The sequence below is a fragment of the Telluria sp. LT2P34 genome (genome assembly GCF_059685915.1).
The window spans coordinates 14,913-39,841 of sequence record NZ_JCASIN010000008.1; the positions used below are offsets into that span (position 1 = coordinate 14,913).

Annotated in this window: 25 protein-coding genes and 3 pseudogenes; 11 read left to right on the forward strand and 17 right to left on the reverse strand. The window is 53.8% G+C overall.

Translation table 11 applies throughout. The annotated features are described in order from the left end of the window. The first annotated feature begins 273 nt into the window (after positions 1–273). The gene (locus tag AC56KZ_RS18065; RefSeq protein WP_497163573.1) at positions 274–510 is read left to right on the forward strand and encodes a hypothetical protein; all 237 of its coding nucleotides are present in this window, start codon (positions 274–276) and stop codon (positions 508–510) included. A 415-nt stretch (positions 511–925) separates the two neighbouring features. On the opposite strand, the gene AC56KZ_RS18070 is transcribed toward AC56KZ_RS18065, so the two are convergent. The 6 genes and pseudogenes from AC56KZ_RS18070 to AC56KZ_RS18095 all read right to left on the reverse strand — a co-directional run bounded on the left by AC56KZ_RS18070 (position 926) and on the right by AC56KZ_RS18095 (position 5,967). Next, positions 926–1,984: a CAP domain-containing protein gene (locus AC56KZ_RS18070; protein ID WP_497163574.1), complete on the reverse strand. Its 1,059-nt coding sequence runs from the start codon at positions 1,982–1,984 to the stop codon at positions 926–928. Positions 1,985–2,306: 322 nt separating this feature from the next. Continuing rightward, positions 2,307–3,673 (reverse strand): annotated as a pseudogene (locus AC56KZ_RS18075) (IS3 family transposase). 194 nt (positions 3,674–3,867) lie between these two features. Beyond that, a complete protein-coding gene (locus tag AC56KZ_RS18080; RefSeq protein ID WP_497163575.1) occupies positions 3,868–4,170 on the reverse strand; it encodes a hypothetical protein in 303 nt (100 codons plus the stop codon). A 79-nt stretch (positions 4,171–4,249) separates the two neighbouring features. Then, a complete protein-coding gene (locus tag AC56KZ_RS18085) occupies positions 4,250–4,861 on the reverse strand; it encodes a hypothetical protein (RefSeq protein WP_497163576.1) in 612 nt (203 codons plus the stop codon). Between the two features lie 2 nt (positions 4,862–4,863). Continuing rightward, the gene (locus tag AC56KZ_RS18090; RefSeq protein WP_497163577.1) at positions 4,864–5,586 is read right to left on the reverse strand and encodes a nucleotide-binding protein; all 723 of its coding nucleotides are present in this window, start codon (positions 5,584–5,586) and stop codon (positions 4,864–4,866) included. Positions 5,587–5,595: 9 nt separating this feature from the next. Further along, positions 5,596–5,967, reverse strand: coding sequence for a hypothetical protein (locus AC56KZ_RS18095; RefSeq protein ID WP_497163578.1), 372 nt, complete (start codon positions 5,965–5,967; stop codon positions 5,596–5,598). Positions 5,968–7,032: 1,065 nt separating this feature from the next. Here AC56KZ_RS18095 and AC56KZ_RS18100 point away from each other — a divergent pair. Then, positions 7,033–8,259 (forward strand): integrase domain-containing protein, encoded by a 1,227-nt coding sequence (locus AC56KZ_RS18100; RefSeq protein WP_497163579.1) that lies wholly within the window; start codon positions 7,033–7,035, stop codon positions 8,257–8,259. Between the two features lie 68 nt (positions 8,260–8,327). Here the strand turns inward: AC56KZ_RS18100 and AC56KZ_RS18105 are convergent. From AC56KZ_RS18105 to AC56KZ_RS18115, 3 genes and pseudogenes are all read right to left on the reverse strand, one after another. Then, a pseudogene (locus tag AC56KZ_RS18105) lies at positions 8,328–9,675 on the reverse strand (IS3 family transposase); the annotation flags it as partial. A 316-nt stretch (positions 9,676–9,991) separates the two neighbouring features. Continuing rightward, positions 9,992–10,165, reverse strand: a complete 174-nt coding sequence (locus AC56KZ_RS18110; RefSeq protein WP_497163580.1) for a hypothetical protein — start codon at positions 10,163–10,165, stop codon at positions 9,992–9,994. Positions 10,166–10,842: 677 nt separating this feature from the next. Continuing rightward, positions 10,843–11,085, reverse strand: a complete 243-nt coding sequence (locus tag AC56KZ_RS18115) for a hypothetical protein (RefSeq protein WP_497163581.1) — start codon at positions 11,083–11,085, stop codon at positions 10,843–10,845. Positions 11,086–11,124: 39 nt separating this feature from the next. On the opposite strand from AC56KZ_RS18115, the gene AC56KZ_RS18120 reads away from it, so the two are divergent. Further along, on the forward strand, positions 11,125–11,349 hold the full coding sequence (locus AC56KZ_RS18120; protein WP_497163582.1) for a hypothetical protein: 225 nt from the start codon (positions 11,125–11,127) through the stop codon (positions 11,347–11,349). A 98-nt stretch (positions 11,350–11,447) separates the two neighbouring features. Here AC56KZ_RS18120 and AC56KZ_RS18125 read toward each other — a convergent pair whose 3' ends face one another. The 5 genes from AC56KZ_RS18125 to AC56KZ_RS18145 form a co-directional block, all read right to left on the reverse strand. Then, positions 11,448–11,705 (reverse strand): Txe/YoeB family addiction module toxin, encoded by a 258-nt coding sequence (locus tag AC56KZ_RS18125; RefSeq protein WP_497163583.1) that lies wholly within the window; start codon positions 11,703–11,705, stop codon positions 11,448–11,450. Beyond that, entirely contained in the window at positions 11,680–11,979 is a 300-nt protein-coding gene (locus AC56KZ_RS18130) for a type II toxin-antitoxin system Phd/YefM family antitoxin (protein WP_497163584.1), read from the reverse strand. Before AC56KZ_RS18130 ends, AC56KZ_RS18125 begins: the two co-directional genes overlap by 26 nt. A gap of 96 nt (positions 11,980–12,075) precedes the next feature. Further along, positions 12,076–12,255 (reverse strand): hypothetical protein, encoded by a 180-nt coding sequence (locus AC56KZ_RS18135; protein WP_497163585.1) that lies wholly within the window; start codon positions 12,253–12,255, stop codon positions 12,076–12,078. Between the two features lie 199 nt (positions 12,256–12,454). Continuing rightward, positions 12,455–12,994, reverse strand: a complete 540-nt coding sequence (locus tag AC56KZ_RS18140) for a cytochrome C (RefSeq protein ID WP_497163586.1) — start codon at positions 12,992–12,994, stop codon at positions 12,455–12,457. 146 nt (positions 12,995–13,140) lie between these two features. Further along, the gene (locus tag AC56KZ_RS18145; protein ID WP_497163587.1) at positions 13,141–13,722 is read right to left on the reverse strand and encodes a recombinase family protein; all 582 of its coding nucleotides are present in this window, start codon (positions 13,720–13,722) and stop codon (positions 13,141–13,143) included. Between the two features lie 893 nt (positions 13,723–14,615). Here AC56KZ_RS18145 and AC56KZ_RS18150 point away from each other — a divergent pair. Next, a complete protein-coding gene (locus AC56KZ_RS18150; RefSeq protein ID WP_497163588.1) occupies positions 14,616–14,810 on the forward strand; it encodes a hypothetical protein in 195 nt (64 codons plus the stop codon). A 577-nt stretch (positions 14,811–15,387) separates the two neighbouring features. Continuing rightward, on the forward strand, positions 15,388–15,591 hold the full coding sequence (locus tag AC56KZ_RS18155) for a cold-shock protein (RefSeq protein WP_497163589.1): 204 nt from the start codon (positions 15,388–15,390) through the stop codon (positions 15,589–15,591). 605 nt (positions 15,592–16,196) lie between these two features. On the opposite strand, the gene AC56KZ_RS18160 is transcribed toward AC56KZ_RS18155, so the two are convergent. Together AC56KZ_RS18160 and AC56KZ_RS18165 are read right to left on the reverse strand one after the other, a co-directional pair. Continuing rightward, positions 16,197–16,616 (reverse strand): hypothetical protein, encoded by a 420-nt coding sequence (locus AC56KZ_RS18160; protein ID WP_497163590.1) that lies wholly within the window; start codon positions 16,614–16,616, stop codon positions 16,197–16,199. Between the two features lie 265 nt (positions 16,617–16,881). Next, positions 16,882–17,361: a hypothetical protein gene (locus AC56KZ_RS18165; protein ID WP_497163591.1), complete on the reverse strand. Its 480-nt coding sequence runs from the start codon at positions 17,359–17,361 to the stop codon at positions 16,882–16,884. 954 nt (positions 17,362–18,315) lie between these two features. Between AC56KZ_RS18165 and AC56KZ_RS18170 the strand changes: the two genes are divergently transcribed. From AC56KZ_RS18170 to AC56KZ_RS18190, 5 genes are all read left to right on the forward strand, one after another. Further along, entirely contained in the window at positions 18,316–18,438 is a 123-nt protein-coding gene (locus AC56KZ_RS18170) for a hypothetical protein (protein ID WP_497163592.1), read from the forward strand. 15 nt (positions 18,439–18,453) lie between these two features. Then, positions 18,454–19,044 carry a hypothetical protein gene (locus AC56KZ_RS18175; protein WP_497163593.1) on the forward strand — a complete coding sequence of 197 codons (591 nt, stop codon included), beginning with the start codon at positions 18,454–18,456 and terminating at the stop codon, positions 19,042–19,044. Positions 19,045–19,547: 503 nt separating this feature from the next. Continuing rightward, positions 19,548–19,874, forward strand: a complete 327-nt coding sequence (locus AC56KZ_RS18180; RefSeq protein ID WP_497163594.1) for an H-NS histone family protein — start codon at positions 19,548–19,550, stop codon at positions 19,872–19,874. Positions 19,875–20,385: 511 nt separating this feature from the next. Beyond that, positions 20,386–21,885, forward strand: a complete 1,500-nt coding sequence (locus AC56KZ_RS18185) for a recombinase family protein (protein ID WP_497163595.1) — start codon at positions 20,386–20,388, stop codon at positions 21,883–21,885. Positions 21,886–21,949: 64 nt separating this feature from the next. Then, positions 21,950–23,452, forward strand: coding sequence for a recombinase family protein (locus AC56KZ_RS18190; protein WP_497163596.1), 1,503 nt, complete (start codon positions 21,950–21,952; stop codon positions 23,450–23,452). Between the two features lie 66 nt (positions 23,453–23,518). Here the strand turns inward: AC56KZ_RS18190 and AC56KZ_RS18195 are convergent, their stop codons facing one another. Beyond that, entirely contained in the window at positions 23,519–23,752 is a 234-nt protein-coding gene (locus AC56KZ_RS18195; protein ID WP_497163597.1) for a hypothetical protein, read from the reverse strand. 208 nt (positions 23,753–23,960) lie between these two features. Between AC56KZ_RS18195 and AC56KZ_RS18200 the strand changes: the two are divergent. After that, positions 23,961–24,718 (forward strand): annotated as a pseudogene (locus tag AC56KZ_RS18200) (IS30 family transposase). The last annotated feature ends 211 nt before the right edge of the window (positions 24,719–24,929 follow it).

A 24,929-nucleotide genomic window follows, 5' to 3' on the forward strand; every position in this document is an offset into this window, starting at 1 on the left:
AGATCATGGTATGGCGCCCGTCGAAAACGGGGCCTTGTTTTCGACGTGCTCCGTAACGAACCATGCGAATTCTGAAGTAAATCGGCTACTAACTGACGTTCGACATATGTGTTCTGAATGAAAATTTAGCCATAAAACCTAACGTCCAGAATGCAACCAGCTGTCCTCAATGTCATCCTTAATCTCGCTATGAGGACCGCGTTGACCGCCTCGCCAGCGGTGACTGACCGCAGCTACTACGTGACAGAGCCGGCGCCCTAGACAAAGTTCGATATGGACAACCACGTCCGCAACACTTACCTCGAGTCGGTTCCCGGCTTGGCCATCATCGGCGTAACGGCTGACGGTGAGCACTACATTGTCAATCGCCTCCCACCGCAGTTCTGCGGATTTATGAATGGCCCGGTCATTCATGGTTGTACGTTGCATCCGCCACGTACAAAGGCGGTTGCTCCTGACCCTGCTGCGCGCGACGATGGCTACATCGGAACGCAATACTTCACTGCCTAAAATACTTGCCCTACCCGCTCATATATCACGAGAGACACCTCTGACTGCGGTTGTGCCAATGGCGCCGACGACAACCCGACATGTACACCGCAAGAGCTAGAGCCGGCGTTCGATGTATTGGAGAGAAACGTGTCCTATCGATGAATACTAAATCGTTTAGCAGTGGCATGCATGAGCCGGACGAAATCGAGCATGGGAAGTCTATGAGATCGACAATGAAACGTATCCCAAGACCTACCAGTACACCTTTACTCGCGGACAACGCAATGCGCTTCGGGTGACTTTGGATGGGATAAGGACGCGGCCATACTAATAGGATAGCAAAGTAAGCTTGCTGCCCAAAAACGCCTGGTCGTTGCCCGGCGGTACTACTATGAACGATAGTTGGTCAAGCCGCCAAGCTGTGCTGCTGATCCTACTGGCGAGTCGTAAACTGCCACTCTTTGTTGAGCAGGACGTTAACCACGCGGCCGGAAAACTTTGCCGTGTAGGTGGTGGTGGCCTTGAGCGGCGCCCTCGCGGCCAAGAACGCGAAGTTCGATGGGAGGTAGCGGTTCGGATCGTTGGCCTGGGTCATCATACGTGTGTCCAGCGGCGTCAAGCTTCCTGCTTCGATCAGGGTGAACGACAGCACTTCAAGAACTGCACCTGCCTTTGCCACAACGCTGACCGGATAACCGGTTTTAGTTGGGAAATCGGCGTTAGCGGTTGACAAGTCAGGGAACGGGTTCGGCGACTCCACACCAGTATGCAGGCCGACGCTAATTTGATTCGCAGCGGGATACGTACCGAAGAAATCGCTTGGGTTGACCTGTGGCTTCTGGTTGCCAGTCACATAAACAAAGGTCTGTGAAAGATCTTTACCGACCGCAATACCAATTTCACGCTTCGCTTCAAACATCAAACCAGCGCGATGATAGATGGTCGAGGCAACACTATCGAACGCGGCTTGCGCGCCTTTGCCGCCACCAAACGTGCCCTGTTCGCCGACGCCGGTACCGGCATACCCCACAAACTTTGCCCGGTCGGCTTCTTGCACGCCAGTGAACAGCGGCTTATCGCCGTGCTCGATGTGGAACCAGGCTCGGCCAGTTGCCGGATCGACCGCCTTCATGTTTACTTTACCGCCAGTGGTGACGTCGTTCTTGAGGACATAAGCCAGGTGGTTTGCCGCAGCCATGTCCAGCTGAGGACTTTGTGCCAGGATGCCGAGACCAACCCGTGCGCGGAACTGATTGTAGAGGGTAACGAATTTGTGTTCTTCGCTAGTCGCTGCGTAAGTGAAGGCTGTAACACTCGTTTGAATGTCAGCAGCGGTGACGAGTGGCGCAGGTGTTGGTGCTGGAACCGAAACTGGTCGAGTCGGCGTGGTTGAGATTAGAGCCGATGGGGCATCGCTGCCGCCACCACCACCGCAAGCGGGGAGAAACAAAGCAACTGCCACGGCGGAAACTGAGATCTTGAATTGCATCATGGTCTTGCCTTTCGAGGGGTTACGTGCGTTTCTTATCTGAAACTTACAACCACGATATAGCGGCAGACCGATAGTGCAAGTCAACAATAGAGACCGAAATTCTACCGATTTCAGCCCCCACTTTCTGAGACTCGGAAAGACACGATATTGGCACAATGCAACATACCTTTCCAACTGGAGTGTCATGATGAGCCGTACCGTGATGTCAAGCACAACTCGCCGAGCTGCAATTGCAGTCTCCGTGGCATCCCCCCCGGTAGCAAAAGCGTAGGACGAAAAAAAGGGACGCCACTTGAACTGACAAAGTTGGACGGTTAGTTTGCTAAGCGGCCAAGGCCTGAGTCCTGTACTGAACGGGACTTAGGCCTTTTAGTTTGAGCTTGATGCGTTTGTGGTTGTAATAGTGGATATAGTCAGCTAGGCCGTCGCGTAACTCATCGATGCTGTCGAACCTGTTCAGGTGGAAGTACTCGGACTTGAGCACGGCGAAGAAGCTTTCCATGGCTGCATTGTCGAGACAGTTTCCCTTACGAGACATGCTCTGCACAAGTTGACGCTCTTTAAGCTGGCGTTGGTAGGCCGGCATCCGATACTGCTAGCCTTGGTCGGAATGCAACATGGGCTTCTCATCTGGTCCTAGCTTGGCCAGCGCTTTCTTGAGCATCGAATCGACCAGTGCAAAGGCAGGTCGTTTGCTCGTCTCGAAAGCGACAATCTCTCCGTTGTACAGGTCCAGCACTGGCGACAGGTAAAGCTTTTCTCCAGCCAGGTGAAATTCGGTGACGTCCGTCGCCCACTTCTGATTGGCGCTTTGTGCGTTGAACTGACGCTGCAACGCATTCGGCGTAGCATGGCCCACGTCGCCTTTAAACGAGCGATATTTCTTCGGTCGTACCAGCGATTTCAAGCCCAGCGAGCCCATCAGGCGCTGAACCGTCTTGTGGTTGACCTAGCATCCCAACTGGCGTAGCCCGGCCGTGATGCGCCTGTAACCATAACGGCCCTTGTGGCTGCTGAAGATCGTCCGAATCTGTACCTTGAGCTGCTCGTACTTGTCGGCAGCTTCGAGAGATTTTCGTTGATAGTAAAAAGTACTGCGCGCTAGGCTGGCCAGCCTCAGCAAGCCAGCCATTGGAAACAGCTGCCTTAGTTCATGCACTACTTGCGCTTTTTCTGCAGTGTTTGCTGCTGCCGGGCTTGAACTAAGGCTTGCAATTTTTTTGTGTAAGCGAGCTCTATACGCAGCTGCTTCACCTCGGCTAGCAATTGCTCGCGGCTGAGTTTGTCATCGTCGGGCGGATTATCTGGCGCTGATGTTGGTGTTGGCATTGCTCTAGATCTTCCTCGCGGGCGCGGGACCAATGCCTCAACGCCTCCATCTCGGTATGCTCGCTCCCAGATGCCAACCACTGCATGGTGACGAATATCTAACTTGGCGGCAGTCTGGGTGATCAATAGATGATTCTCCCACATGTGCTGCAGTACCGACAATTTGTATTCGGCATTGTACGTACTAGACTTCTTGACCAACCCCGCGCCCCCACGCAGCCGGTAAGCCAGAACCCACCTCTCCAGCATCGTATGGCTCGTCAGCCCGTAACGCCTTGCCACTGCACGAAAACCGTCAGATCGATCCAGTAGATAGTCCTGGACGACTGTGATCTTGAATTGCTCGTCGTACTTCGCCATAAAAAAAAACCCCAAAAGTTGTGTCCAACTTTTGCGGGTCAGTTCACACTGCCTTCCCTTTTTGCATTCTTGCTGGTCGCGCTATCGTTTCATTTCCCGCGCAACCGCATTGCTCGCTGCCGCGAGCACGCCGTTCTGCTCAATGTCGGCCGCGGTGTCGGCGACCAAGAAAGCAAAGCTGAGTTTGGCCAGGGTCAGGCGTGATGGAGGCTGTGGAACGAGAACCTCGCACGTTCCACCGATGCGTCCGGGATGACGGTCATGTAGATCGTGTTGTTGAATTCCCACCAGGTGGCAAGCAGGTCGCCTTTGCCGGCGAGGTAGGCGCGTAAGAAGCGCGGGTCCTCGCTGGTTACTTCCGTACCCCATCCGCTTGACGCCGGCGTCGGCGTGCGCATCGCCTGGCCAGCGCGCAGAGATCGGAGCAGAATAGCACGGTCGCGCTGCGCGCAGTCGTGCTGGGTGAAGTCGGCGTTCGTAGCTTGACCGTTGAACATGCTGTGCTCCTTTTGGTGGTGTAACCGGAGAGTAGCAACGGAAGTCTGCGGCGCAAATGGGCTATGCGCCGCCAATGGGTCAGCCAGCTTTTTTTTGCAGGTGTTCCATGATGTGGGCCCGCACCTTCGGATCCAGCTCGGGCACAACACGTGAAAAGGCGCGACCGACCGCAGCTTCTTCTGCGCGTGCAGTGCCTTGCTGCACGCCCAGCCACCACCCTGCAGACAGCGCAACACCCACTGCCAGCGATCCGACCACGGCATACCAGGCAGGAATATAGCGAAGCGACAGCGGACCAGCATTCGCCCGGGTTGCCTGTCGCAAGGCTTTCGCCACCTGAACTTCAACGGACTTAACTAGATGCATGCGTTCAGCAGCTAAGCAAGCAAGCTGCGCGGTAGCGGCCTGGGCGGCCAAGTCTGCCTTTCCAGACGCTGCAGCAGCTTCTGCCGCGCATTGCTGACTTGACTCGTTCATCGCGACCGAAGCTTTCTGAGAGGCTTCATGGATCGCAGCTGCTGCATGTTGCCCCGCCGCCTGCATATGTTTGGCCGAAAGGGTGGCCACCTCGTTGAGCTTGTGAGAAAACAGGATAGCGCCTGTGACGATATGGTCGTCTTCTGGAATGCTCTCGCCAGTGGCAGCGAACAGTTCGAACGTAATGGCTTTTCTCGCAGCAGGGTCGACCATCGTTACAGTTCGATCTTTTCGAGTTGGTCTGAAATGTCGCGACGCATGATCGTGAGCCGGTTACGCTGCATCGTCATGAATCCGTCGTCCTCGAGTGCTTCATTCCATGTCAGCCGGCGCGCATGCATAGCGCGAAGATCCGCTTCGGCGGTTTTTTGATTTTTCTTCGCGAGCAGAACTAAGCCCAGAACCCTGTCCTTGAACTGCTCATACCCAGAGGTTTGCACGAAACGCTTGCCGTTCAATTCAACAGCGCCGAAATATTCGTTCTCCCACACGACGACAGGGCATTCACTCATTTTTAGAAGCGCTTTCAGGCCGCTGATGGTCTCATTCATGGCAACCCCGCCGACCAAGGGCGAATGAATTACGACGCGACGGCCAGATTTAACGAGGAATGAAAAAACTTCATTCTCCGCAAGGTAATTTACAAGCGGCATAAACGTCGGTGCGCCGGTGTCGATAACCCAGTCCGTCTCTGACGCGAGAATCTTTTCCATCAGTACATCGAAGCGAGTCGGGTCGATGTTGCACTCACTATCAGCGATATCGATATGCTCGACGTTGAGTGCTCTAAACTGCTTAAAAGTCGGGCTGGTAGGATCGAGATCGACGCAGTTAAGCGGGCGACCGATAGCTACGAGATATTGAGCCAGCGTTACCGCAATAAGCGACTTACCAACGCCGCCTTTACCCATCATTACCAAGTGAATAGTATTACTCATATAATTTCCTTATGAAAAAAAGTCGCCTATCGGCTCGCTTAACACCGCCTGCAACTTACTTCGAGGCGCATCATTTGATTGCGGCGTAGTGGTCCGCTGAACCGGTTTCAGCGGCGCTGGCCGATCCTGTACTGCTACGGGGATCGTGGCATATTTTGCCTGAGCCTTATTGCGCTGCCTGAGCCGGTGTAGCGTATTTTTGTAATACCCGAGCGTAAGGTCGAGTCCTACTGTATTTCTGATCTGTTCGAAGATAACCTGGTGACTGTGCCCTGCGGCCAGTGCTGCCTCAATTTCCGGGAGTAGCTCGGCGACCTGCGCCGCTTTAGACTCAGCATTTGCAGCTGGCTCAAACAAAGAAATAGGGAGTCGCGTCATCATGGGGTAGGCTAAAGCTATCGCAAAGCCGCCAGTTGCATATTGGTCGGGAAAATCAGCGGGTACTATTTGGATGCTACTTCGATGCTACCTTTAGTGCTACCTGGGTGCTACCTGGTTGCTACCTGGGTGCTACCTGGGTGCTACCCAGATGCTATCCGCCAGCTAGTTGCTACATTACACCGTGCATCCAATTGAAAGGTCGATGAAAGCACCTCGTTTTACGTAAGGATTTAGGTTTGCTTTTAGCAGAAAACGCTTTAGACTTCTCTTCGTCGCCATGCGGCATTGTTGTAACCCACCACCTTTTCGATTCCTATGGAATAGAAAAGCACCAATTAGTACGCCGCCTTAGCGCATGCCTCCTGACCAGGGAAATTTGGCCTGGCAACACAACTTCAATCCGTTCTTCTTCCTGCCTGTCGGTGCATTCCTGCACCAATTTTTTTGGCAGTGTGCAGGAAACCTAGAGGAACACTGAGTGATGACAAAATCCAGGCTGCATCGGAGCCCGGCGTCAGTTGGGAACACTGATTTCACACTGATCGCAAAGTTCCAGCGCATTTTTGCTAGGACGGTCGGCCGGATTTCGGAACGTGACAACAGCAGCTCGGCAGCAGCTGCGCCGTTGGCCCCAATCCGGGCCAAAGACATTTACATCGAGACATAGACAGGCGGATATCTGGAAGCTCCCAGACGCAGGAATCGCTGGCCAAGAGCTAGTGCCAATGCAGCCTCCGCGACGCTCAAGGGCGTGAGCAAAACCATCTGGTGATAGCGCCACCAAAGGCCTGCCCCTGGGGCAGGAAGCGCTACGTGAGAAACCACGTGAGCGTTCCGGGCCTGGCAGCAGTAAGTCAGGCGATCGGTTGTCGAAAGGTGCCGACATGTTGTCTTCTTGCCAAGAGGGGAGACTGCATGAAATTAGTGTGCTTACGTTTGGGTCCCTCTCCCCGGCAGGTTGTAGCAATTTCGAAATCGATGGCAAGGCTGCATCTCTCTGCGCGTAACGTCGCTGCGCGTACAGAGATGTGTCTTTTCCGCACGTCTTAATCTAATGGAGCAAGTATGGACTCGCTAAAACATCAAATTAACGCAATTCTGCACGTGAACTCAGGAACGAGGACTAACGGCAAGGTAGCCAGTGAGAGGACGAAGACGGCAATTGGGGAAGCGATTCATGCTGACTTCAATAGGCTGTCGTCCTTGGGATTTCGACTGCAAAAACCAGATAATCTTGGCGAGAAGCACGTTACTGCGCTCTGTACATCGTGGCATACTGACGGTTTCACCCCTAAAACAATTCAAGTCAAGCTGTCATACCTTCGAATCTTCTGCCGGTGGATCGGCAAAGGCGAAATGGTTAAAACCGCGGCATATTATCTGCCTCACGTTCCAACAGCTGAGCTTCGGGTTACGTCCGCAGCCACATTGAGTAAGAGCTGGGCCGCTAACGGCATTGATATCGCTGTAAAGGTTAGGGAAGCCGATGCTTTGGACATTCGGTTCGGCGCTATGTTACGCCTGGCTGTAGCCTTCGGGCTACGCAGGCATGAAGTTCTCGAATGCTATCCATGGGAAGTGGATAGGGAAATCCATTTTGCTGCATATAGAACTAAAGGCAACCGGCCCCGGAACATTTACATTGACACACCGGAGCAGCGAGTAGTTTTAGACCATGTAAAATCCCTGATCAAGAAAAGCGAACATTTGGGCTGGACCACTAAGCGTAACGGACAGGCGGCTACGATTGCCTATAACCTGAGCAAATGGCATAAGATGTTAGCGAAAATTGGGATTACGAAAGCCATTAGCAATGTAACGGGTCACGGCTTGCGAGCTCAATATGCTGAGAATGCAGCGCTGATCGTTAATGTGATTCCTCCTACCTTGGGCGGCACCAGCGGCCAGATGCTGAAAGAGAACTTGGATTTAAAGCGTGTGCAAATCAGTGAACTGCTGGGGCACTCTCGCAAAAGCGTAACCTCGGCCTACTTTGGCTCCTTCGGCCGGGACGCAACATTTGATTCGCCCGATCGAACGATGCTTGCAATTGCTGCAGCAGTTCCATCGATTCCCTCCGATAGACTCAAAACAGTGCCGCTGGAGCGTGTGAACGATTGCATTCGTCTGTCGGCAGAATTGATGATGGCTGGTGCTTATGTTGAGCCGCGTGTGACCCAGGCGCTGTGGGAGTACCACAGCAGCCGGCATTGCACTGATTGGCTCGCGCCTGGGACGCAGAATCTTGCAGCGCTTGAGGCGGCGGCAAACCACTTCGCCGCCGCGTGCTAAGTATGAAAAAAATGCCTGGGGATTATGAACTGACCCCGTAAAGTTGGACGGTTAAGATTGTAGACAGCCAAGGGCTGGGTTCTGTATTGCACAGGACTCAGCCCTTTTAGTTTCGACTTGATCCTGTCGTGGTTGTAGTAGTGGATGTAGTCGGCCAGCCCATCACGCAATGCATCGAGGCTGTCAAATTTGTTCAGGTAAAAGAACTCCGACTTGAGCACCCCGGAAAAGCTTTCCATGGGTGCGTTGTCATAGCAGTTCCCCTTACGCGACATGCTCTGCACCAGTTGGCGCTCTCGAAGCTGGCGTTGATAGGCGGGCATTCGATACTGCCATCCCAGGTTCGAATGCAGCATCGGCTTCTCATCTGGCGATAGCTTATCCAATGCCTTTCTCAGCATCGAGTTGACGAGGTCAATACAGGACGTTTGCTTGTCTTGAACGCGACGATCTCGCCATTGTACAGATCCAGTACCTGCGACAGGTATAGTTTCTGTCCGGCGACGTTGAACTCCGTTACGTCGGTCACCCATTTTTGATTGGCAATGTCTGCAGCGAAGCGACGCTGCAGTTGGTTTGGTGCCGCGTGCTCTACCTCGCCCTTGAATGAACGATATCTCTTCGGTCGCATTAACGATTTCAGGCTTAGCACGCCTATCAGTCGCTGGACCGTCTTGTGGTTGACGCAGCTACCCAACTTGCGCACCGCTGCCGTGATACGTCGTTAGCCATAGCGTCCCTTGTGCTGCTCGAAAACGGTCTTGATGATCTCTTTCAGCTGCCCGTGCTTGTCGTCCTGCCGAAGTACTTTCTGCCGGTAGTATAACGTGCTTCGGGGAAGCTGCGCCACTTTGAGCAGACCAGCAATCGGATGTTGCTGCCTCAGTTCTTGCACTATTTGCGCTTTTTCGGCGACGCTGGCTTTGGCCTGGCCTTAACTAAGGCTTGCAACTTTTTTAGGTAAGCATTCTCCATGCGTAGATAGTCCAGCTCGGCCTGCAAATCCTCCCGTGACTTCTCTTTATCGGGTTTCGATTCTGGCGGTGGTGGAGCGACTGACATTGACTTCGGCCTTCCTCGTAAGGCGCGTCGCCAAACCATCCAGGCCTGCTCGACGATATTGGCGTTCCCAGATACTCAAGCTGCGTGGTTGCGGATGTTGAACAATGCAGCCGTCTGGCCAAGGGCAAGCGAATTGTCCCACATGTGCCGCAGCACTGACAGCTTGAACTCTGCGCTGTAATGGCTGAACTTCTTCTTCAGTCCATCCAAACCATGGGCGCGAAAAGCCAGAACCCATCGCCATAACACTCCATGTTCCATCCCATGCTGCTTCGCAAGCGACTTAACGCCCGCCGCCCCATTTAAGTACTGCTGCACCAACGTCAGCTTGAAATGCTCGTCGTACTTCGCCATGTAAAACCCCAAAAGTTGGTGTCCAACTTTTGGGTTCAGTTCAGATTAGCTAGGAATGTTTTTCCGCCAGCGCGTCCGCTGCGGCTGATCAGGTTCGGTGCGCGAGACCCAACCAGTCGGTACTGGCATTACGCGCGTCTTACAGACTGACCTGGCCGCCGTCGATCATCCTTATACGAGGAGGACACTGAAGAAATTACGGTAAGGGGACAGCCACTCTAGAACGTCCGTCAGCATATCGCTCCTGGCAAGGATGAGTTAAGTACTCAGTACCTATAGTACGTCCGCTCTTGGTCTTGGATTCATTCGCCCAGAATCAGTCATTGTAATTCACGCTTGCAGGGTTCCAGCTCGCGTTCTCGTAATCGCTATTGTCTTCGGGATCTTCCTCGCAGATCGAGCCGCCGCTGCACATCGCGAGGACGCCGACCACGGTCAGCAGGATGTGGATCGGGTTGGTGTTCATGAGAGTGTCGAAAAGTTCTAGCATTTTGCGCTCCTAAAAAGCTGCTCGGTAAAGTACGATCTATGTATTTATAGTAACTCCCGAACCTCCTGGCGCAAGTCGACAAACCATTCCCGATGAAGAAGCTGGACACCGGTGCTGGTGTTCTGGCTGCTACGGGTTTTTGCGTCAACTTACTTCAAGTCCGACAGGTGTTGCGCAGCTCGACGCGTCGTCCATGTGCGCGATCACGGCCGACGCGACCTTCAAGACCACCCTCGGCGATAGCTCGCGAGCAACTCACGTTTTCTCGAGCACGAAATGCTCATACTGCCGAAAGATCGAGCCTGAGCTTGACTGCCTGGAGAATATCAAGGTCTACCAGCACATGCGTCCCGATGTCACCGAGACGAGTCGCGTCCTGTCAATGAACGTCTGGTGTGCGGGAAATCCGGTGCTAGAGTGAAAGAAAATCGCTGCAGGCCAGCCAGCGAGTTTGAAGAAGTGTGATGCGCCCGCGCTGGAACAGAATCTGGTGCTCGCTGGGCGCTTGGGACTGAGCAAGACGCCGAGTATCGTCTACCCGGATGGGCAAGTCTCCGCTGGAATGCTTTCTGCTACTAAGATTACCAAACGCCTATCTGCGCCATCGTCACGCTGTCGCTCTCAATCGCGCCAATCGCCGCGCCCATCCAGTCCGTTCCAACGAGGCCATCGACAGACTAGCCCTGCACCATATCCACTTTTGCGGCCTGGGCGAAGGCAAACATCGCCTCGGTCTCGGCGCCCTCGGCGATGGACTTGACCCCTTCCAGAGCTACTGGTCGATAAGCATGCACAGCTTCCAACATGCGTCCGGACGCTCCATGCCGGTCAGGAAAAATTCGGTCGATCTTCACCGCCGCGACGTCGCGAACAGCGTACAGGCAGTATTCGATTGCCAGCGTACCTGATGACTCGATCAAGTTTTAGTGGCAGAATACCCACATGCATTGGAGGAAAAAATGTTCTTAAATTCTCGCCTAATTCGCATTGGCCGTTTGGCCATTGCGCCCCTCAAAGGCTTTTTCTCGTTCAAGACCGAGACAGTGATGCCGGTTTATGATTCTGAACGCACCAGCTTTGGGGCTCATCTCATAGCGCTGGCTCGGCAGGATACGATCCTTTATTTCGAGCCTTTCAAGTTTGCGATTAGAGCGTTCAAGCAGGAACGTGCCAAGACCTTTTAGAAGGTATGGAGCTACAAGCCTCATCGCGGGGCAACAGTACCGGCGGCGATGCATGCGAGGGAATAAAAAGGGCTCCTCGGTTGAGGAGCCCTTCAAGGTCAGTAGTGGTAGCGGCAGCTGATGATCGTGATCTCGTCGTCATCTGCCTCATAGACCACGCGGTTTGCCTCGTCTATCCGCCTAGACCATAAGCTGCTTAAGCTGTGCTTTAAAGGCTCGGGCTTGCCGATTCCTACGAAAAGATTGCGCCGAACATCTCTTATTAGATCGTTGATGCGTCTCAGCGCTTTCTTGTCTTGCGTTTGCCAGTAAATGTAGTCGCTCCAAGACTCATCCGTGAACTTCAGATTGCGCATCTTGCTTTTCCTTAGCGTCGGATACTTCAATTAGATCCCGATGCTTCGCTTGACCTGCGCGGGCCTGCGCTATGGACTTTGCCAAGTGAGCCGCATTTGCAGGCGAGCTTAACAAGTAGACAGTCTCCATGAGGCTGCTGTAATGATCGAAGGACATGACGACGGCGTCAGCCGCATCGCGACGTGAGATTACCGTTACGTCAGCATCCTCGACTACTTGGTCGATAACAGTCCGAAGACTGTTACGAGCATCAGAAAAATTAATGATTCTCATGGGTGTACTCCGTTGCTTATCCGGTGGAATTAGTCGTAGTTAGATAGTGTAATTAGCGAATTTAGTATGAATTTTGTCGTAGGTGTTAGCAGGTATCTAACAGATGAAGACTTGTACAGTGAGCCGTACAAGTGCGAGTATTGCGCACGTCCGGTGAAAATACTTCGCTACCATTGCCATATCCCAGAGCTGATCGGCCAGCGGCACCGCTGGCTGCTCGAGCAAGGCAAGGAGGCTGTCGAGCTTAGCCTCGAGCCGCGCCAGATCGTGACTCATGCGGTCACCGCTTGACTAGTTCGGCTGGCTTCACGATCCGCATCACATCCCCTTGGCGTTGAGCTCCTCACTGCACTGTTAGCAGAGGGCAAAAAAAAGGATACCCAAATGGATAGCCTTTAGATACAAGGTAGCTACTAGTCATTTAGTATGACTACTTGCAACCCTTATGAAGGTAAGGCTAACTATGAGTTGCCAATTATTTCGGTGGCATAGGGAACTGGACATAGGGTCCAACGGGAACTTCGTTTGGTGGAACATATGCTGGGGCGGAAACACCTGCAGGCCCTAAGTAACGTATGAAGCGATAGATTGCGCGTACATCCTCCTTATCCATGTCGCGCAATGCGAACCAGGGCATTGGAGGTCGCAGCTTTGTTGTTTGAGCGGTCTTCATCCAGTCGCTTTCCGTGATTTTACTCATGGTCAAACGTAGGTTGGCCGGGTAGGTAGTCCCCCATGGGCCACGAAACCCAAGGCGGTCCCCAAGCAACCATTCCTTTTCCAGGACTTTTCCGTCAGTCTGCGCATACTTGGCTGTATGGCAATCGTTGCATCCTGCAACTCGTACAAGGTAGCGACCACGCTCAAGATAGTCACCATTGTTTGTGATGCCAGGCTTTGGCGTACCTACAATAGTGTCCGCAGCAAAAGTTGTAGATGATATACAAACAGCAGAAAGTATTACGACATTGAAAAATTTGACAGGATATGACTCGTATATTTTTGTGAATATCATAGTTCGCTCCCCCCAACTGATCTACGTTGATAATCCATCATAGCCAGCGGTACAACGAAATCAAGTATGAAAATCGGCTTTATGACGTCAGCTAGACGAACCGGCAGAACGGCTTAATGCCAACAGCAATGATGTGAACGAAGCACTTAGGTTGCGGCTGATATCGGCTTCACGATACGCATCACGCTTGCACGCGAAACGTCATACTCGCGGGCCAAGGCGCTGATCGTCTCGCCAGCTGTGTGTCGCTTCACCATGATCGCGCGCTGCTCATTGGTCGTTAGAGCCGGCCGGCCAAGAGTCTTGCCCTCCGCCTTCGCGCGCGCCAGGCCCGATTGCGTACGTTCAACAAGCAGATCGCGCTCCATCGCGGCAACAGCGGCCAGCATGGTCAGCATCAGCTTGCCCGCGGCACTGGTCAGGTCGAGCTTGCCCAGCAGCAGAACGATGACCTCGATGCGTCGCGCGGCTAGCATCTTGATCGTGGCGCCGACGTCCTGGGCATCACGGCCGAGGCAATCGAGCTTCGTCACCACCAGGGTTTCGCCGTCGCGGAGCTGGGCGAGCATCTTGGCGAACTGGGGGCGCTGCAACGCGCAGACCTTGCCCGACACGCGTTCATCGGCAAACCAGTGTTCCATCTGGTAGCCGGCGGCCTGGATCTCGCGACGCTGGTTCTCTGTCGTCTGCTCTTCAGTGCTAACTCGACCGTATCCGAACGTTGCCATTTTGTTCCCCTTTTTGTCCAAACCGTACATTAAGGTCTATTCTACTTATGAACATGTTTAAAAGTTAAATACCTATTATTTGAACAGTGCGCAGGGGTGTTGTTTTTAGGTGTTCATAAACGTCGTTTTTGAAAGACACAGTACGCTCTTGAAAAACAAGGAGATGATGCTAATCTTAAAACTTAAGTCCCCAGCGGCTAGTCAGCCGCTTAGGCTCCGTTCCTGGAGCCATTTTTTTGATATGCATGGCTAGCATCCCAGTCCGCGCCGGTACACTCCGCGCGAAGTCCGCGCCGTATAGTAGAAAAGCTGTCCTCCCACCATCTAGTCTGGCCCTGGATTCCTGTTTCTGATCGACTGAACGTTTGTCGGTTTGATTCAAATCAAAAAATAGTGCTTGCCTGTTCAGCAGTCGTCAGGCCGACAGGTCGGCGTGGTCGTAGCGCGCCGCTCATTTCATTGGTGGCGGCGTTGCGCATTCAAGTTTGCTTACTTCTGTTTAAAAATGACGGGCAGAAAGGTGTTAACTATTTCCCCTGCCGCCCCACCAGGATCTCGGTGTGGCACGCCTGCATCCCCGTCACGATAGTGTGGTCGACTGACTATCTCGTTACGATGCCAGCCATCGATCGTCGAGCGGCGTGCGATGTTAGGGCCTGTTGCTGGCAGGGAACCGGCAGCGTGTCAGCTACTTAGCGTGACATCATCTACCGTTGTGCCATGGCGATGATGCGCGCTCGCCTCCAAGCAGCTGCCGAGGACGCGCTCGCCCTTTCTCTACGTCTGGTTCATACTTTGGATATGCGCAGTTGAAAACGCCTTCTAGGCCTTTGTAAGCACATCTGTGCGTCGATGTGCAGTCGGTTGCTAGGGAGTTATCGAGGGAGATCATCATGACTCAGTATGTGCTGCATGTGTACCTTGACCATTTCGGCTGGGTGGTCGGTCGCCTGTTCACCGGCGAGGATGAAATCTGTAGCGTTGCCGGTTGCGCTACGGTCAATGAAGTTAGGCAGGTCATTGAGGACACCGGCCAGCGAGTTGATTTTGTGGTCGATGGCATTTCTGGTAAGGGGCTTGCAAACTGAGGACAGATTCGTCAATAGTGTAAAGAGCCGGGTCATGTGCGTGTCTTGTCTGCGTTGCTTAACGTGTACTTTCTGACCCCTTGTAAGTTCGCTCGGGTGGCCAATTCGGGAAGCGTCTCGTAATGTCATGATCTGGCACACAAACCTTCTTCGAACGATCTGATCGACCCTAATTGAATTTTCTACGGGTCGGCTCCATTTAGCATGACTGCAGGCAGTAACTGCCAGTGCAGCCTATCCAGGCCACGCAAACTGTCCGTGTTGGGCTTTCCAGTCGCGGCAGCCGATACGCGCTTCTCGTGCCCTGAACGGCCTTCGGATGTGTGATGGCACTTAGCCGTTAAAGGCACAGCGTCAGAAATCACCTTCGGTACAAACGGAAGTAGCTACACTCAACTACGCAAAATTTGAGAATGTCGGCCCGATCAAGCTCGGAAGCAAAATTACAATGAATTATGTTTACTATTGTTTATTTGTGCTTATAATAATTTTGCCTTGGACCGCTTGGAGCCACGCTTCTCGTTACCAATCGGCCGAAACAAGGTACACAACAAATAATCTTTAGGGGAGCAACAACATGGCGAGCGGTATAGTTAAATGGTTCAACGATGCCAAGGGGTTCGGTTTCATTACGCCCGACGACGGCGGTGAAGACCTCTTTGCGCATTTTTCGGCAATCAGCTCCACAGGCTTCAAGTCGCTTAAAGAAGGGCAGCGCGTGAGCTTTGATATCACGACCGGTCCGAAGGGCAAGCAAGCTGCCAACATTCAACCGCAGTAGCAAAAAATCTACTGTTCACCTAAGAGGCGCAGTGGGTGGCGAAAGCGAAAAGCGTTCTTCCGGGGCGCTTTTCTTTTTGGTACATTTACCGTTTGAAGCCGTAGCTACCGCCCCTTCAGCAAGGACTATCGTAGTTGACAACACAGGATCTGACTTTGATTGCTTCATTAGCCATTGCCACTCGAGGCGGCCGGCGACTCAACGCGACGCTGGTTTGATCGAATCGCTGCTGGGTGCGCACAACGGCACGGCTTCGATCTTAACAAGCTACTGCCTAGTTTATCGGGTGCTAGTTGAATCAGGCGACGCGGCTTTGCTGCCGACAAACTCTCTTCAACTAGACACGTCCAACTCAAGCTCTCGTTGTAGTCAGTCTTCAACTAATGATCCAGTATGCTGCGTGAGTCAAGTTTCTGCACCAAGTTGACAAAAACACAAATGCGAAACGTGCAAACCTCTACAATTTTATAAATAGCTTTGCCTGCCCGATAGGGAATTTCATGGTTCGGCCAGTCAATCTAATCCCAAGGTGACAAAAGGGCAGGACCCAACAAAAACGCCAACCAGTAGTTGGCGTTCGAGCCTCCGTACTAGATGCCCAGTGCTCATCGCCTAACCTTATGTGCGGGTATCGACAGCATTGATGGCTTTTTGGGGTCGGGTGCATAGGTCAGCTTCATATCGTCACCGATACCCTGCTGGAATTCCATCGTTACGTTGCCATCGCCGGAAACGAATTTATTCTTCGACACAGGTTGAAGCCGCAGCGGCTTTTCAGTGTCGATTGTGGCGTCGATATAGTCCGGCCTGCCGCGCACTTTCAGTTGCCAACCGTTCGCCATGTCATAGGTTCCGGCAAGCTGCTTGACATCGTCTGGCCTGAGTCGGATCGTTTTGGCTGGGGCCGTAACGGTCACGGTCGAGATCGGTGCCGTATCGGATGGTGGATAGGGTTGGGTTTGAGCACCCGCGCTGGCGGCAAGCACGAGCAGGGATGCCGGAATTAGAAAAGAATAGGATCGCATGATCGTTCCTTTTAGAGCAAAAGCGTTTAACGGGCGTCACGCCGAATCAATATGTGACGGGCGTCAGGCATCACAAAACCGACACTGCAATTGTGATGCTCCAGTGTAGGCCAGCGTCCATCCAGAACAAGAAAACAGGCGTACGCATCACCAAACTGTCTCGAACTGGAAGAAGTCATATTCGCGCGTAATTAACGGCGTCCGAGCGCAATAATACGAGCGTTAGGCGCTTATGCACCTTCCGCCGATCATATGTTGCCAAAATTCAGTAAGGAAAAATGATGAATGCTCGTTTCAACAAGAACGAGGTGATCATGGGATTGAGGTTTTGAAAATCTTTCAAGCTGACACCGGGCGTGCGTCTGAATTTCGGCGGTTCGGAAATGTCTTGGACTCTCGGCCCGCGGCGTGGCGCGTCGGTCAGCATCGGCAAGCGCGGCAGCCACTTCAATGCCAGTCGAAAGGACACCGGCTGTCGGGCGCGAATTTCGCTTGCGCGGCGCGCATGACCAGCGGAACACTCTGCGCTTCGACGCCCTCGACCAAGTTGATCCATGGGAGGCGTTGGGCGCTTCGAGATCGCGCGAAACATGACCGTGACCGGCATTTTCAGGCCGGTCCAACCCCTGGTGCTATTGAGCTTAGACCTTTTCCGACGCGCCTCTATATCGGTGCCGTCTTCGCGCCAGCTACTATACGCGCCTTGGCGTCCTTGGTGACCCTCGCCGGCGGTGGCCAGTGCCAAGCCTTGTATGCTCGCACCGTGCCTCAGGAAGCAGCCCAGCGAGCTGCTCAATTCTTCTCGAAGGCGGTCGTGGCTTTGATGGCGCGGTAGGCTGCTATGCTGCTGAGGCGCCGTTGTCGCGGTCAAACTGATCAACTAGCCGGCTCTGCACCATTGGAGCGCCGATCGGTCGGTCGAGCAAGAACCCATGCTGCAACACTCACCGGCACTCCTTTCTCAACAAGATCCCACGCCATGTCAATCAGGCTACGGGACTCGCCCGCCTCCAGGGTTCCCTCGATGAGCCGAGCTGTGGTTAAGTCATTACGGTCATGCATATTTACTCCCGTAAAAAGCGTGCTTCCGCCTTTGGAATCTCATGCAAGAACTAACTGTAACACGTTGATAAACCGTCACTAGCTCGTTTGCGGCAATAAAAGTTTTTGCCGATAGTTCCCGGCTATACTCGGCTGCCATCGTGCGCTTGATGCTCTTCAGTAGTGCCCCGAGCGGCGTGCCATCGTCGGTAACTACTTTCCGCTGTAGACGGCCTTGATACCGGCCCGGCAGCAAGTATGTTCATGGTAGGCAGCTTCGTCAATGTCTTAGAATCGGCCCCAGCGGCTCACCTCTCTCAACAGCTATCGTCTCTGCGGGGGACGTTCCTGAAACGGTTCCGCCAAGTGCTATCATACTAACGGTATCGACGTCGAGCGCATCCACATTATCGACACAGCAAAAACCCTACTTGCGCCCCACGGCCGAGGAGAAGGTTCTCTTGGCGCGATTTGAACCGGACGTAGCTTGGTCGAAATGATGGCCCGAGACTAGGACTACAACAGCGCTCAGGAACTGCGTCGTACCATCGATGTCGTTTGCTGGCTAATCATGGTCGAAGGATGGAACTTCGACACGGCAGCCACGCTGGCCTAGCAGTCGGTCTTGGTTCAGCCAGTACAGCCGAACGAGATGTTCTTGGCCGATGTGCTGACGTTCTCGCGGGGGCATTCTGAAAATAATGTGAAGCGCGCGGTCTCTCTACAGCAGGAAGCGCAGGTCAAGCGGAAAGTCGCTGCCACCGCCGAGGTGACCAGCTAGCCAGAAAAAGCAACAATGTTTCAGGTGGAAGCCAACTATCACGCCGCCGCGGCCCTCAAACAATTGCAACCGCTTGTCCTGCAGTCGATCACTGCAGGTAAGGTAGTGGCGGGCGAAGAAGCGGATCCACCGCACAACCGCGGTAGCTGGACGGTGCGTGATATGTTTGCAATACTTGACACACCCGGCCTGGCTGCCTTGCTGGCACGTACAGAACTTCTAAAAGCAAACCGTCTTGATGTTTTGGCCCTCGGTATTGACGCCGCTTCGGCGCAAACATCGCCTCAAGCCTTTTTTGCGACACCTGGAGATATGGCCGCACATGGTCCAGCTCGGCGTGCCCAGCAGCAGCTGTACGGTCTCTATGTCCTTGCCTTGCTGGATGAGTCGCAACGCCATCGTGCGCCGCCCACTGTGCGACGAACCGCCCCGAATGCCGGCGTCGCTCTACAGCTACGTGACGTGCGACTGCAGGCTGTTGCACGCCGGGTATTCCACTGGCTCGCCCGCCCAGCTTATGCGCCGCTTGATATTCAATTGGAACTTGTATCAAAACGAGCTTGCTACTCGGCTCCAGGCCTCGGTAGCGGCTCGGGTCGCCCGTAACGCGCCGGTGCCGCTTCACCCGGTAGGCCAGGTAGCGGTCGAACGCGTCGATGGCCCAAGCGTGGGGTGAGGTAGATGCAGCGCTGCCGGCATCCTTTCGTGATCGCTGCGCGCAAGATGATCTCATCGCGCAGGGCGCCGGCTAGGAATAGCACTTCCTGGACCTTGATCTGCGCGACTTTGGTCACGTGCATTCCAGCTGTCCGGCCGCGAAGCAGGACTAGGCAGTATCGCTCTGGATGCCGACTTGTGGCCGCAGTGACGCAGAGAAGGTGACGGATTTGCCCCGGCTCGAGCGTGGTGGCTTGGACCAGTTGAAACTCTGGATAGGACGGGTTGAAGACGGATTCAGAGGGAAAGCCGCGCGGGCTCAATTTCGCCAGCGCACAGCCGTAGCGCTTTTCCCTCGTCCAAATGGTCGCGAATACGTTTGATTAGCATGCACATAGTAGAATCGCTTGTGGCATTAGCTCACAAGCAACCTAACGAAGAAGGATAAATCTATGGCCAAGGTGGATCTGTCGGACTATAACCTCAGCGAGCTCAAAGGACTGCAGGCAGATATTGAAAAAGAACTTAAAGCCCGCCAACAACAGGACGTCACTAAAGCGCGCGAACAAATCCTTGCTATTGCTCAGGGTTTGGGTTTATCGGTAGAGGAGCTGCTTGCGAATGGTGGCGCAAAACCGAAAGGCAGCGGCAAGAAGGTGCAAGCGCAATACCAGAACCCAGCCGAAAATGCGCAGACGTGGACCGGTCGGGGCCGACAGCCGAAGTGGATTGCTGAGGGATTGGCCGGTGGGAAGTCGTTAGACGATTTCAGAATCTAACTATCGGTTGTTCTCTGCTGTCACAAGGCGTATCGCTACACCTCCGAGCGTCCGAGTGCTGCCCAGCGCAAGGCATGGTTACCCACATTTTTTGTGGATAACCTTACTCTTAACTTCGTAAGAACCAGCGCTCGTGCGGCTCTCCGTGGGTTGCCTGATAATTGGGCAACCACCTAGATCGGCGCTTGCAGCAAAGTCCCTTCGGCGATAATACCGAGTAGTAAGCAGATGACGCCGAAAGTGCGAGCTTTCGTCGACTTCGTGGCCAAGCGGTTTAAGCAAGAGCTTGTAGCTTGACGCGAGAACGTTCCCCAAACATTTCTTCCTGAGGACAGTCCGCTCCGGGTCGTAAACAGACGCTCTTTGCTCACTTTGTCCTTACGCTAGTTGTCGCTTGAGACGGCAAGCTCAACCTGCGCTGTCATTCTCACGCGGGCGTCCGGCTGTCGCCTATTCCGATACTCTTCTTAACTCTACAAGTTTCGTTGGTAGCTCAACAAGGAGTGCAGCCGTGTCATCAAGCCAAAAACCTCAGGCCGCAATTTATGTGCGGATGTCGACCGAAAACCAGAACTACTCAACCGACCACCAGCGTGCCAAGATTCGTGATTACGCGCTCGGCAAGGGGATTGAGATCGTAAGGGAGTATGTCGACGAAGGAAAAAGTGGACTAGACATTCGGCGACGTGCCGGCCTAAGCACCCTGATCCGCGACGTGCAGTCGGGGGAATCTGCCTTCCAACTCATCATTGTCTACGATGTCAGCCGCTGGGGCAGGTTCCAGGACGTTGACGAAGCCGCTTACCACGAGCACACCTGCCGCCGTGCTGGCATCAAGGTCGTCTACTGCGGTGAACAGTTCGGTGATGATGGCACCCCGCTTGGAGCGCTTTTGAAAAGCATCAAGCGAACAATGGCCGCCGAGTACAGTCGGGAGCTTTCTACCAAGACCTTTATTGCTCAGTGTCGGTTCACCGAAATCGGTTTCAAGCAAGGGGGCCATGCTGGTTACGGGCTGCGGCGCTTGGCCATTACAAAGAATGGAATACCGCGGCGAGTACTCGAGTATGGCGAAGGGAAAGGGGCGGTGACCGATCGGGTTGTTCTCATCCCAGGGCCCGAACACGAAGCGGCGACAATCCAGCGAGTGTATGCGCTCTACCTGGCCGAAAAACTAAGCGAACCTGCCATTGCCCGACTTCTGAACACTGAGGGGATCGCCGGCGAGTTCGACAGGCCTTGGACCCATTCCATGGTCAACTCCTTGCTGACGAACCTAAAATATTGCGGGACGTTGGCGTTCAACAGAAAGTCGTGCAAGCTGTCTAGTCGCCGCAAGCCAAATCCTCGTGAAGACTGGATTGTGAACGAAGGCGCTGTCAAACCGCTTATCTCGTTATCGCTGTTCGAACAGGCGAAGGAAGAGCGCGCCAGGCGCCTGCGCCGTTATATGCCAGGTGAGCTGCTCAACCTACTCCGGACATGCAATGAAACCCATGGCAGGGTGAACGCCAAGATCATCGCTTTGGACCCCCTGATGCCCGATCCTCAACTGTTCGTGCGAACCTTCGGTTCACTAATCGCTGCCTATGATGCAGCCGGACTCGCTCGATGTCCATCACATACGTTTGTTGAGACGAAGAGAATCATAGCGTCAAGACTGCAGGAACTTTCTGCCGAAGTGATGAGGCTTGCACGCTCAGCAGGGGCTAGTGTGAGCGAGTCTCAAGCAGCCCACTCGTTGACCATTAACCAGACTGTTCGTGTCAAAGTCGAGGTGGCAACCCGGCGAAGGCCGAGGAAGGGTCACATCAACTGGAGAGTCAAACCATCTCCAGGCACCGATTTCATCATTACAGCTCGCCTCCATGGTGACACGCATGAGCTCATCGACTATTTCCTCATTTCGGCAGCAGAATTGTCCAGCGGCCCGCTCTACCTGAAAGAATCGAATCTCGAACATTTTGAGGCAATGCGGCACGAGTCATTGGCATCGATGTTTGGTTTGTAAGGGGTTCGCGGAGCATGCCTCGACGGTAGCTTTGCTTCCTCAGCACCTCTCCAGGAGTATCGCTATGGGCCTCTCTTCTTCTCACAGCACGGCGCTGTACATGAGGGCATCTACTGAGCATCAGAACTACTCAACAGATCATCAGGAATCGGCTTTACGAGAGTACGCGGCTCAGCACGATTTCGAGGTCGTGGCCGTATATCGAGATGAAGGCCGAAGCGGGCTCACCCTCGACGGGCGCACCGGCTTATTGCAACTACTCAAGGACGTGCAGTCCGGCGAAGCCGGCTATGTCGCGGTGCTCGTGTATGACGTTAGTCGGTGGGGGCGGTTCCAGGACGTTGATGAGAGTGCATATTACGAGTACGCGTGCCGGAAGGCCGGTATCATGGTCACGTACTGCGCCGAGCCGTTTACCAACGACGGTTCACCTCTTGCGACTCTACTCAAGAGTTTGAAGCGCGCTATGGCTGCCGAGTACAGCCGGGAACTTTCCGCGAAGGTCTTCAGGGCTCAATGCCGTCTTACCGCGGCTGGCTTCAAGCAAGGTGGCTCAGCCGGGTATGGACTCAGACGTCAGTGCCTCTCGGCAGATGGGCGCACGCTACGAACACTCGAGATGGGCGAACGAAAAAGCTTACTTACCGATCGGGTCGGCTTCATTCACGGCCCAAGCAATGAAGTGGCTGTCGTGCGCAGGATCTTCGATATGTGTACGAACCAGCATATGCCTGATACAAGGATTACGGAAGCCCTCAACGCCGAAGGGCTGACAAACCAACACGGCAGGTCGTGGTCTGAGCATAACGTGAAGGCCATCCTCACCAATGAAAAGTATGCGGGAACACTCATCTTCAATCGCAGCACGCAGCGGCTGAGAAGTTCTCGTCGCCCGAACGACGCGAACAAGTGGATCCGGGTTGAAGATGCCTTTCCCGGCATTGTAACCAAGGAGTTGTTCAGCCAGACCAGACAAGTCCGATTGCGTCGTGGGAAGCGTTGGTCAAACGACGAGATGCTGGACGGTTTGCGCGACATCCTCGTCGAGCACGGCAAAGTGTCTGCCGAGCTTATCGACAACAGCGATCTCCCGTCAGCGAAGTCGTATGCCCTGCGCTTCCGAGGATTGGTTGCAGCATATGTGGCTGCTGGGGTTTCCGGGCCATCTCTGTCACAAGCAACGATCACACGGTACAGGCTTCGTTGTGTCGTCAAGGACATGTCGATCGAGCTCGAGCGTTGTGCACTTCGAGCGAACGCTCAGGTAGAAAAAATCACCACGCGTACTTATCGGGTTAACGGAGTGACCGTACGCTTGTTGTGCACAAGGTGTCGCTACGAGCGAAGCCATCCCTGCTGGAAGGTCACCGTGCGCCACCGCCCAGCGGTGGACTTCGTTCTATGGGTACGCATGAACCAGGCTAATGAGGACGTTGCTCAGATCTATTTGCTGCCAGTCCAAGACTTCCCTGAGCACCAACACCTTTGGCCGTCGACACTCACTCTACCTCGCTTTCAGCAGTTCGCCCATGCATCCCTCCAGCATCTCTTTGGACTGCCTGAGTAGCGACTGACCACGAATTTTGAAAAGTTCCAAGCGCTGGAGAGATGCGCAGTTGGCAAAATACGGTAATTACTGGAACTTCTCGTCGGACCAGGCAACATACACTGCGCGTTCGATGATACCGCCACCACTCGATTTCCCGGTCAACTCCTCATCCGTAAGCGTAGCGATCTGAAAATGCTCAGGGTCTTCTTTCATCCGGGCCAGCCATTCGTCACGTGACACAATTTGACCTGTAGCGACTGGCAAATTTATCCAGAAGCCTGTTTCCCTCTCTGCGGTTGCCTTGTAAAGGTCTAGCATCTTGTTTATGGCAAAAAGCGTCTCCAATGATGTACGGTATGGGTATCAAATCGCGAATCTAGCTGGGTTCTGCTCAATAAGCTTTACGTCAACGTCCAGCTACGATGAGAACAATATCATGGACACTTTTGATCTTGCTTAGGACCGCTTCCGACCGTGGATTCAAATGGTGAACGCAACACTCTAAGCCTTATGGAGGAGTGTTCACATGAAGCAGCGACCCCGAATTTACTACACAGACAGTCAAAAGGCGCTCATGTGGGAGCGATGGCGCCAGGGCGATTCGCTGCAAAAGATTGCCCAGCTGTTCGACCGTAATCACTCGTCTGTTATCCGGATTCTGCGGAAACGGGTGGCATCCGTCCACCCCAAAGATGCCGCTCTCGACTGGCGCTAACGCTCGCTGAGCGCGAGGAAATATCGCGATCTGTAGTTGCTGGCCAATCGATTCGCTCCATTGCCGCTACTCTCGGACGGGCTCCGTCCACAGTCAGTCGGGAGGTCAGGCGAAATGGCGGTCTGGAAAACTATCGCGCAACCCTGGCCGACCAGCGTGCATGGGATCGAGCGCGCCGTCCCAAGCCATGTAAGCTCGTGGTGAATCGGAAGCTCGCCGATATCGTCGCCGGCAAACTGCAGTTCCAATGGTCGCCGGAGCAAATCGCTGGTTGGCTGAAGCAGGCATACACGGGTGACGAGGACTTCCACGTGTCGCACGAAACGATCTACCGTAGCACCCATATCCAGGTGTATTTTTGCGATCCTCATCAACCTTGGCAACGTGGCTCTAACGAAAACACCAACGGACTCTTGAGGCAGTATTTTCCAAAAGGGCTGGACCTCTCTACGTACTCGCAGGAGAATCTGGACGAGGCGGCCAGGCTACTGAACGAGCGTCCACGGAAAACTCTCAGCTACCAAACACCCGCACAGCGATTTCATGAATGTGTTGCGTCGACTGGTTGAATGCGCAACCCAAAGCAGACACTCGCGAGCACAAATTCGGACACCTGAGCCAGTTTGACTTGTTGTAGACGGTTAGTTGTGTTTCTTTGCCATCGTGCTATATTTACAACTTGGACACTGCAGAGTTTCATTGGCGATTAATGAGAAAAATCGCTTACTGTTGCAACGGAACACAGTGCGCTAGATCACGATTCCTTTTCCATTCACGCAT

Coding starts and splice junctions, on each gene's coding strand:
- AC56KZ_RS18065 (WP_497163573.1), top strand. CDS start 274: ATGGACAACCACGTCCGCAACACTTACCTCGAGTCGGTTCCCGGCTTG.
- AC56KZ_RS18070 (WP_497163574.1), bottom strand. CDS start 1,984: ATGATGCAATTCAAGATCTCAGTTTCCGCCGTGGCAGTTGCTTTGTTT.
- AC56KZ_RS18080 (WP_497163575.1), bottom strand. CDS start 4,170: ATGTTCAACGGTCAAGCTACGAACGCCGACTTCACCCAGCACGACTGC.
- AC56KZ_RS18085 (WP_497163576.1), bottom strand. CDS start 4,861: ATGGTCGACCCTGCTGCGAGAAAAGCCATTACGTTCGAACTGTTCGCT.
- AC56KZ_RS18090 (WP_497163577.1), bottom strand. CDS start 5,586: ATGAGTAATACTATTCACTTGGTAATGATGGGTAAAGGCGGCGTTGGT.
- AC56KZ_RS18095 (WP_497163578.1), bottom strand. CDS start 5,967: ATGATGACGCGACTCCCTATTTCTTTGTTTGAGCCAGCTGCAAATGCT.
- AC56KZ_RS18100 (WP_497163579.1), top strand. CDS start 7,033: ATGGACTCGCTAAAACATCAAATTAACGCAATTCTGCACGTGAACTCA.
- AC56KZ_RS18110 (WP_497163580.1), bottom strand. CDS start 10,165: ATGCTAGAACTTTTCGACACTCTCATGAACACCAACCCGATCCACATC.
- AC56KZ_RS18120 (WP_497163582.1), top strand. CDS start 11,125: ATGTTCTTAAATTCTCGCCTAATTCGCATTGGCCGTTTGGCCATTGCG.
- AC56KZ_RS18125 (WP_497163583.1), bottom strand. CDS start 11,705: ATGCGCAATCTGAAGTTCACGGATGAGTCTTGGAGCGACTACATTTAC.
- AC56KZ_RS18130 (WP_497163584.1), bottom strand. CDS start 11,979: ATGAGAATCATTAATTTTTCTGATGCTCGTAACAGTCTTCGGACTGTT.
- AC56KZ_RS18135 (WP_497163585.1), bottom strand. CDS start 12,255: ATGAGTCACGATCTGGCGCGGCTCGAGGCTAAGCTCGACAGCCTCCTT.
- AC56KZ_RS18140 (WP_497163586.1), bottom strand. CDS start 12,994: ATGATATTCACAAAAATATACGAGTCATATCCTGTCAAATTTTTCAAT.
- AC56KZ_RS18145 (WP_497163587.1), bottom strand. CDS start 13,722: ATGGCAACGTTCGGATACGGTCGAGTTAGCACTGAAGAGCAGACGACA.
- AC56KZ_RS18150 (WP_497163588.1), top strand. CDS start 14,616: ATGACTCAGTATGTGCTGCATGTGTACCTTGACCATTTCGGCTGGGTG.
- AC56KZ_RS18155 (WP_497163589.1), top strand. CDS start 15,388: ATGGCGAGCGGTATAGTTAAATGGTTCAACGATGCCAAGGGGTTCGGT.
- AC56KZ_RS18160 (WP_497163590.1), bottom strand. CDS start 16,616: ATGCGATCCTATTCTTTTCTAATTCCGGCATCCCTGCTCGTGCTTGCC.
- AC56KZ_RS18175 (WP_497163593.1), top strand. CDS start 18,454: ATGTTTCAGGTGGAAGCCAACTATCACGCCGCCGCGGCCCTCAAACAA.
- AC56KZ_RS18180 (WP_497163594.1), top strand. CDS start 19,548: ATGGCCAAGGTGGATCTGTCGGACTATAACCTCAGCGAGCTCAAAGGA.
- AC56KZ_RS18190 (WP_497163596.1), top strand. CDS start 21,950: ATGGGCCTCTCTTCTTCTCACAGCACGGCGCTGTACATGAGGGCATCT.
- AC56KZ_RS18195 (WP_497163597.1), bottom strand. CDS start 23,752: ATGCTAGACCTTTACAAGGCAACCGCAGAGAGGGAAACAGGCTTCTGG.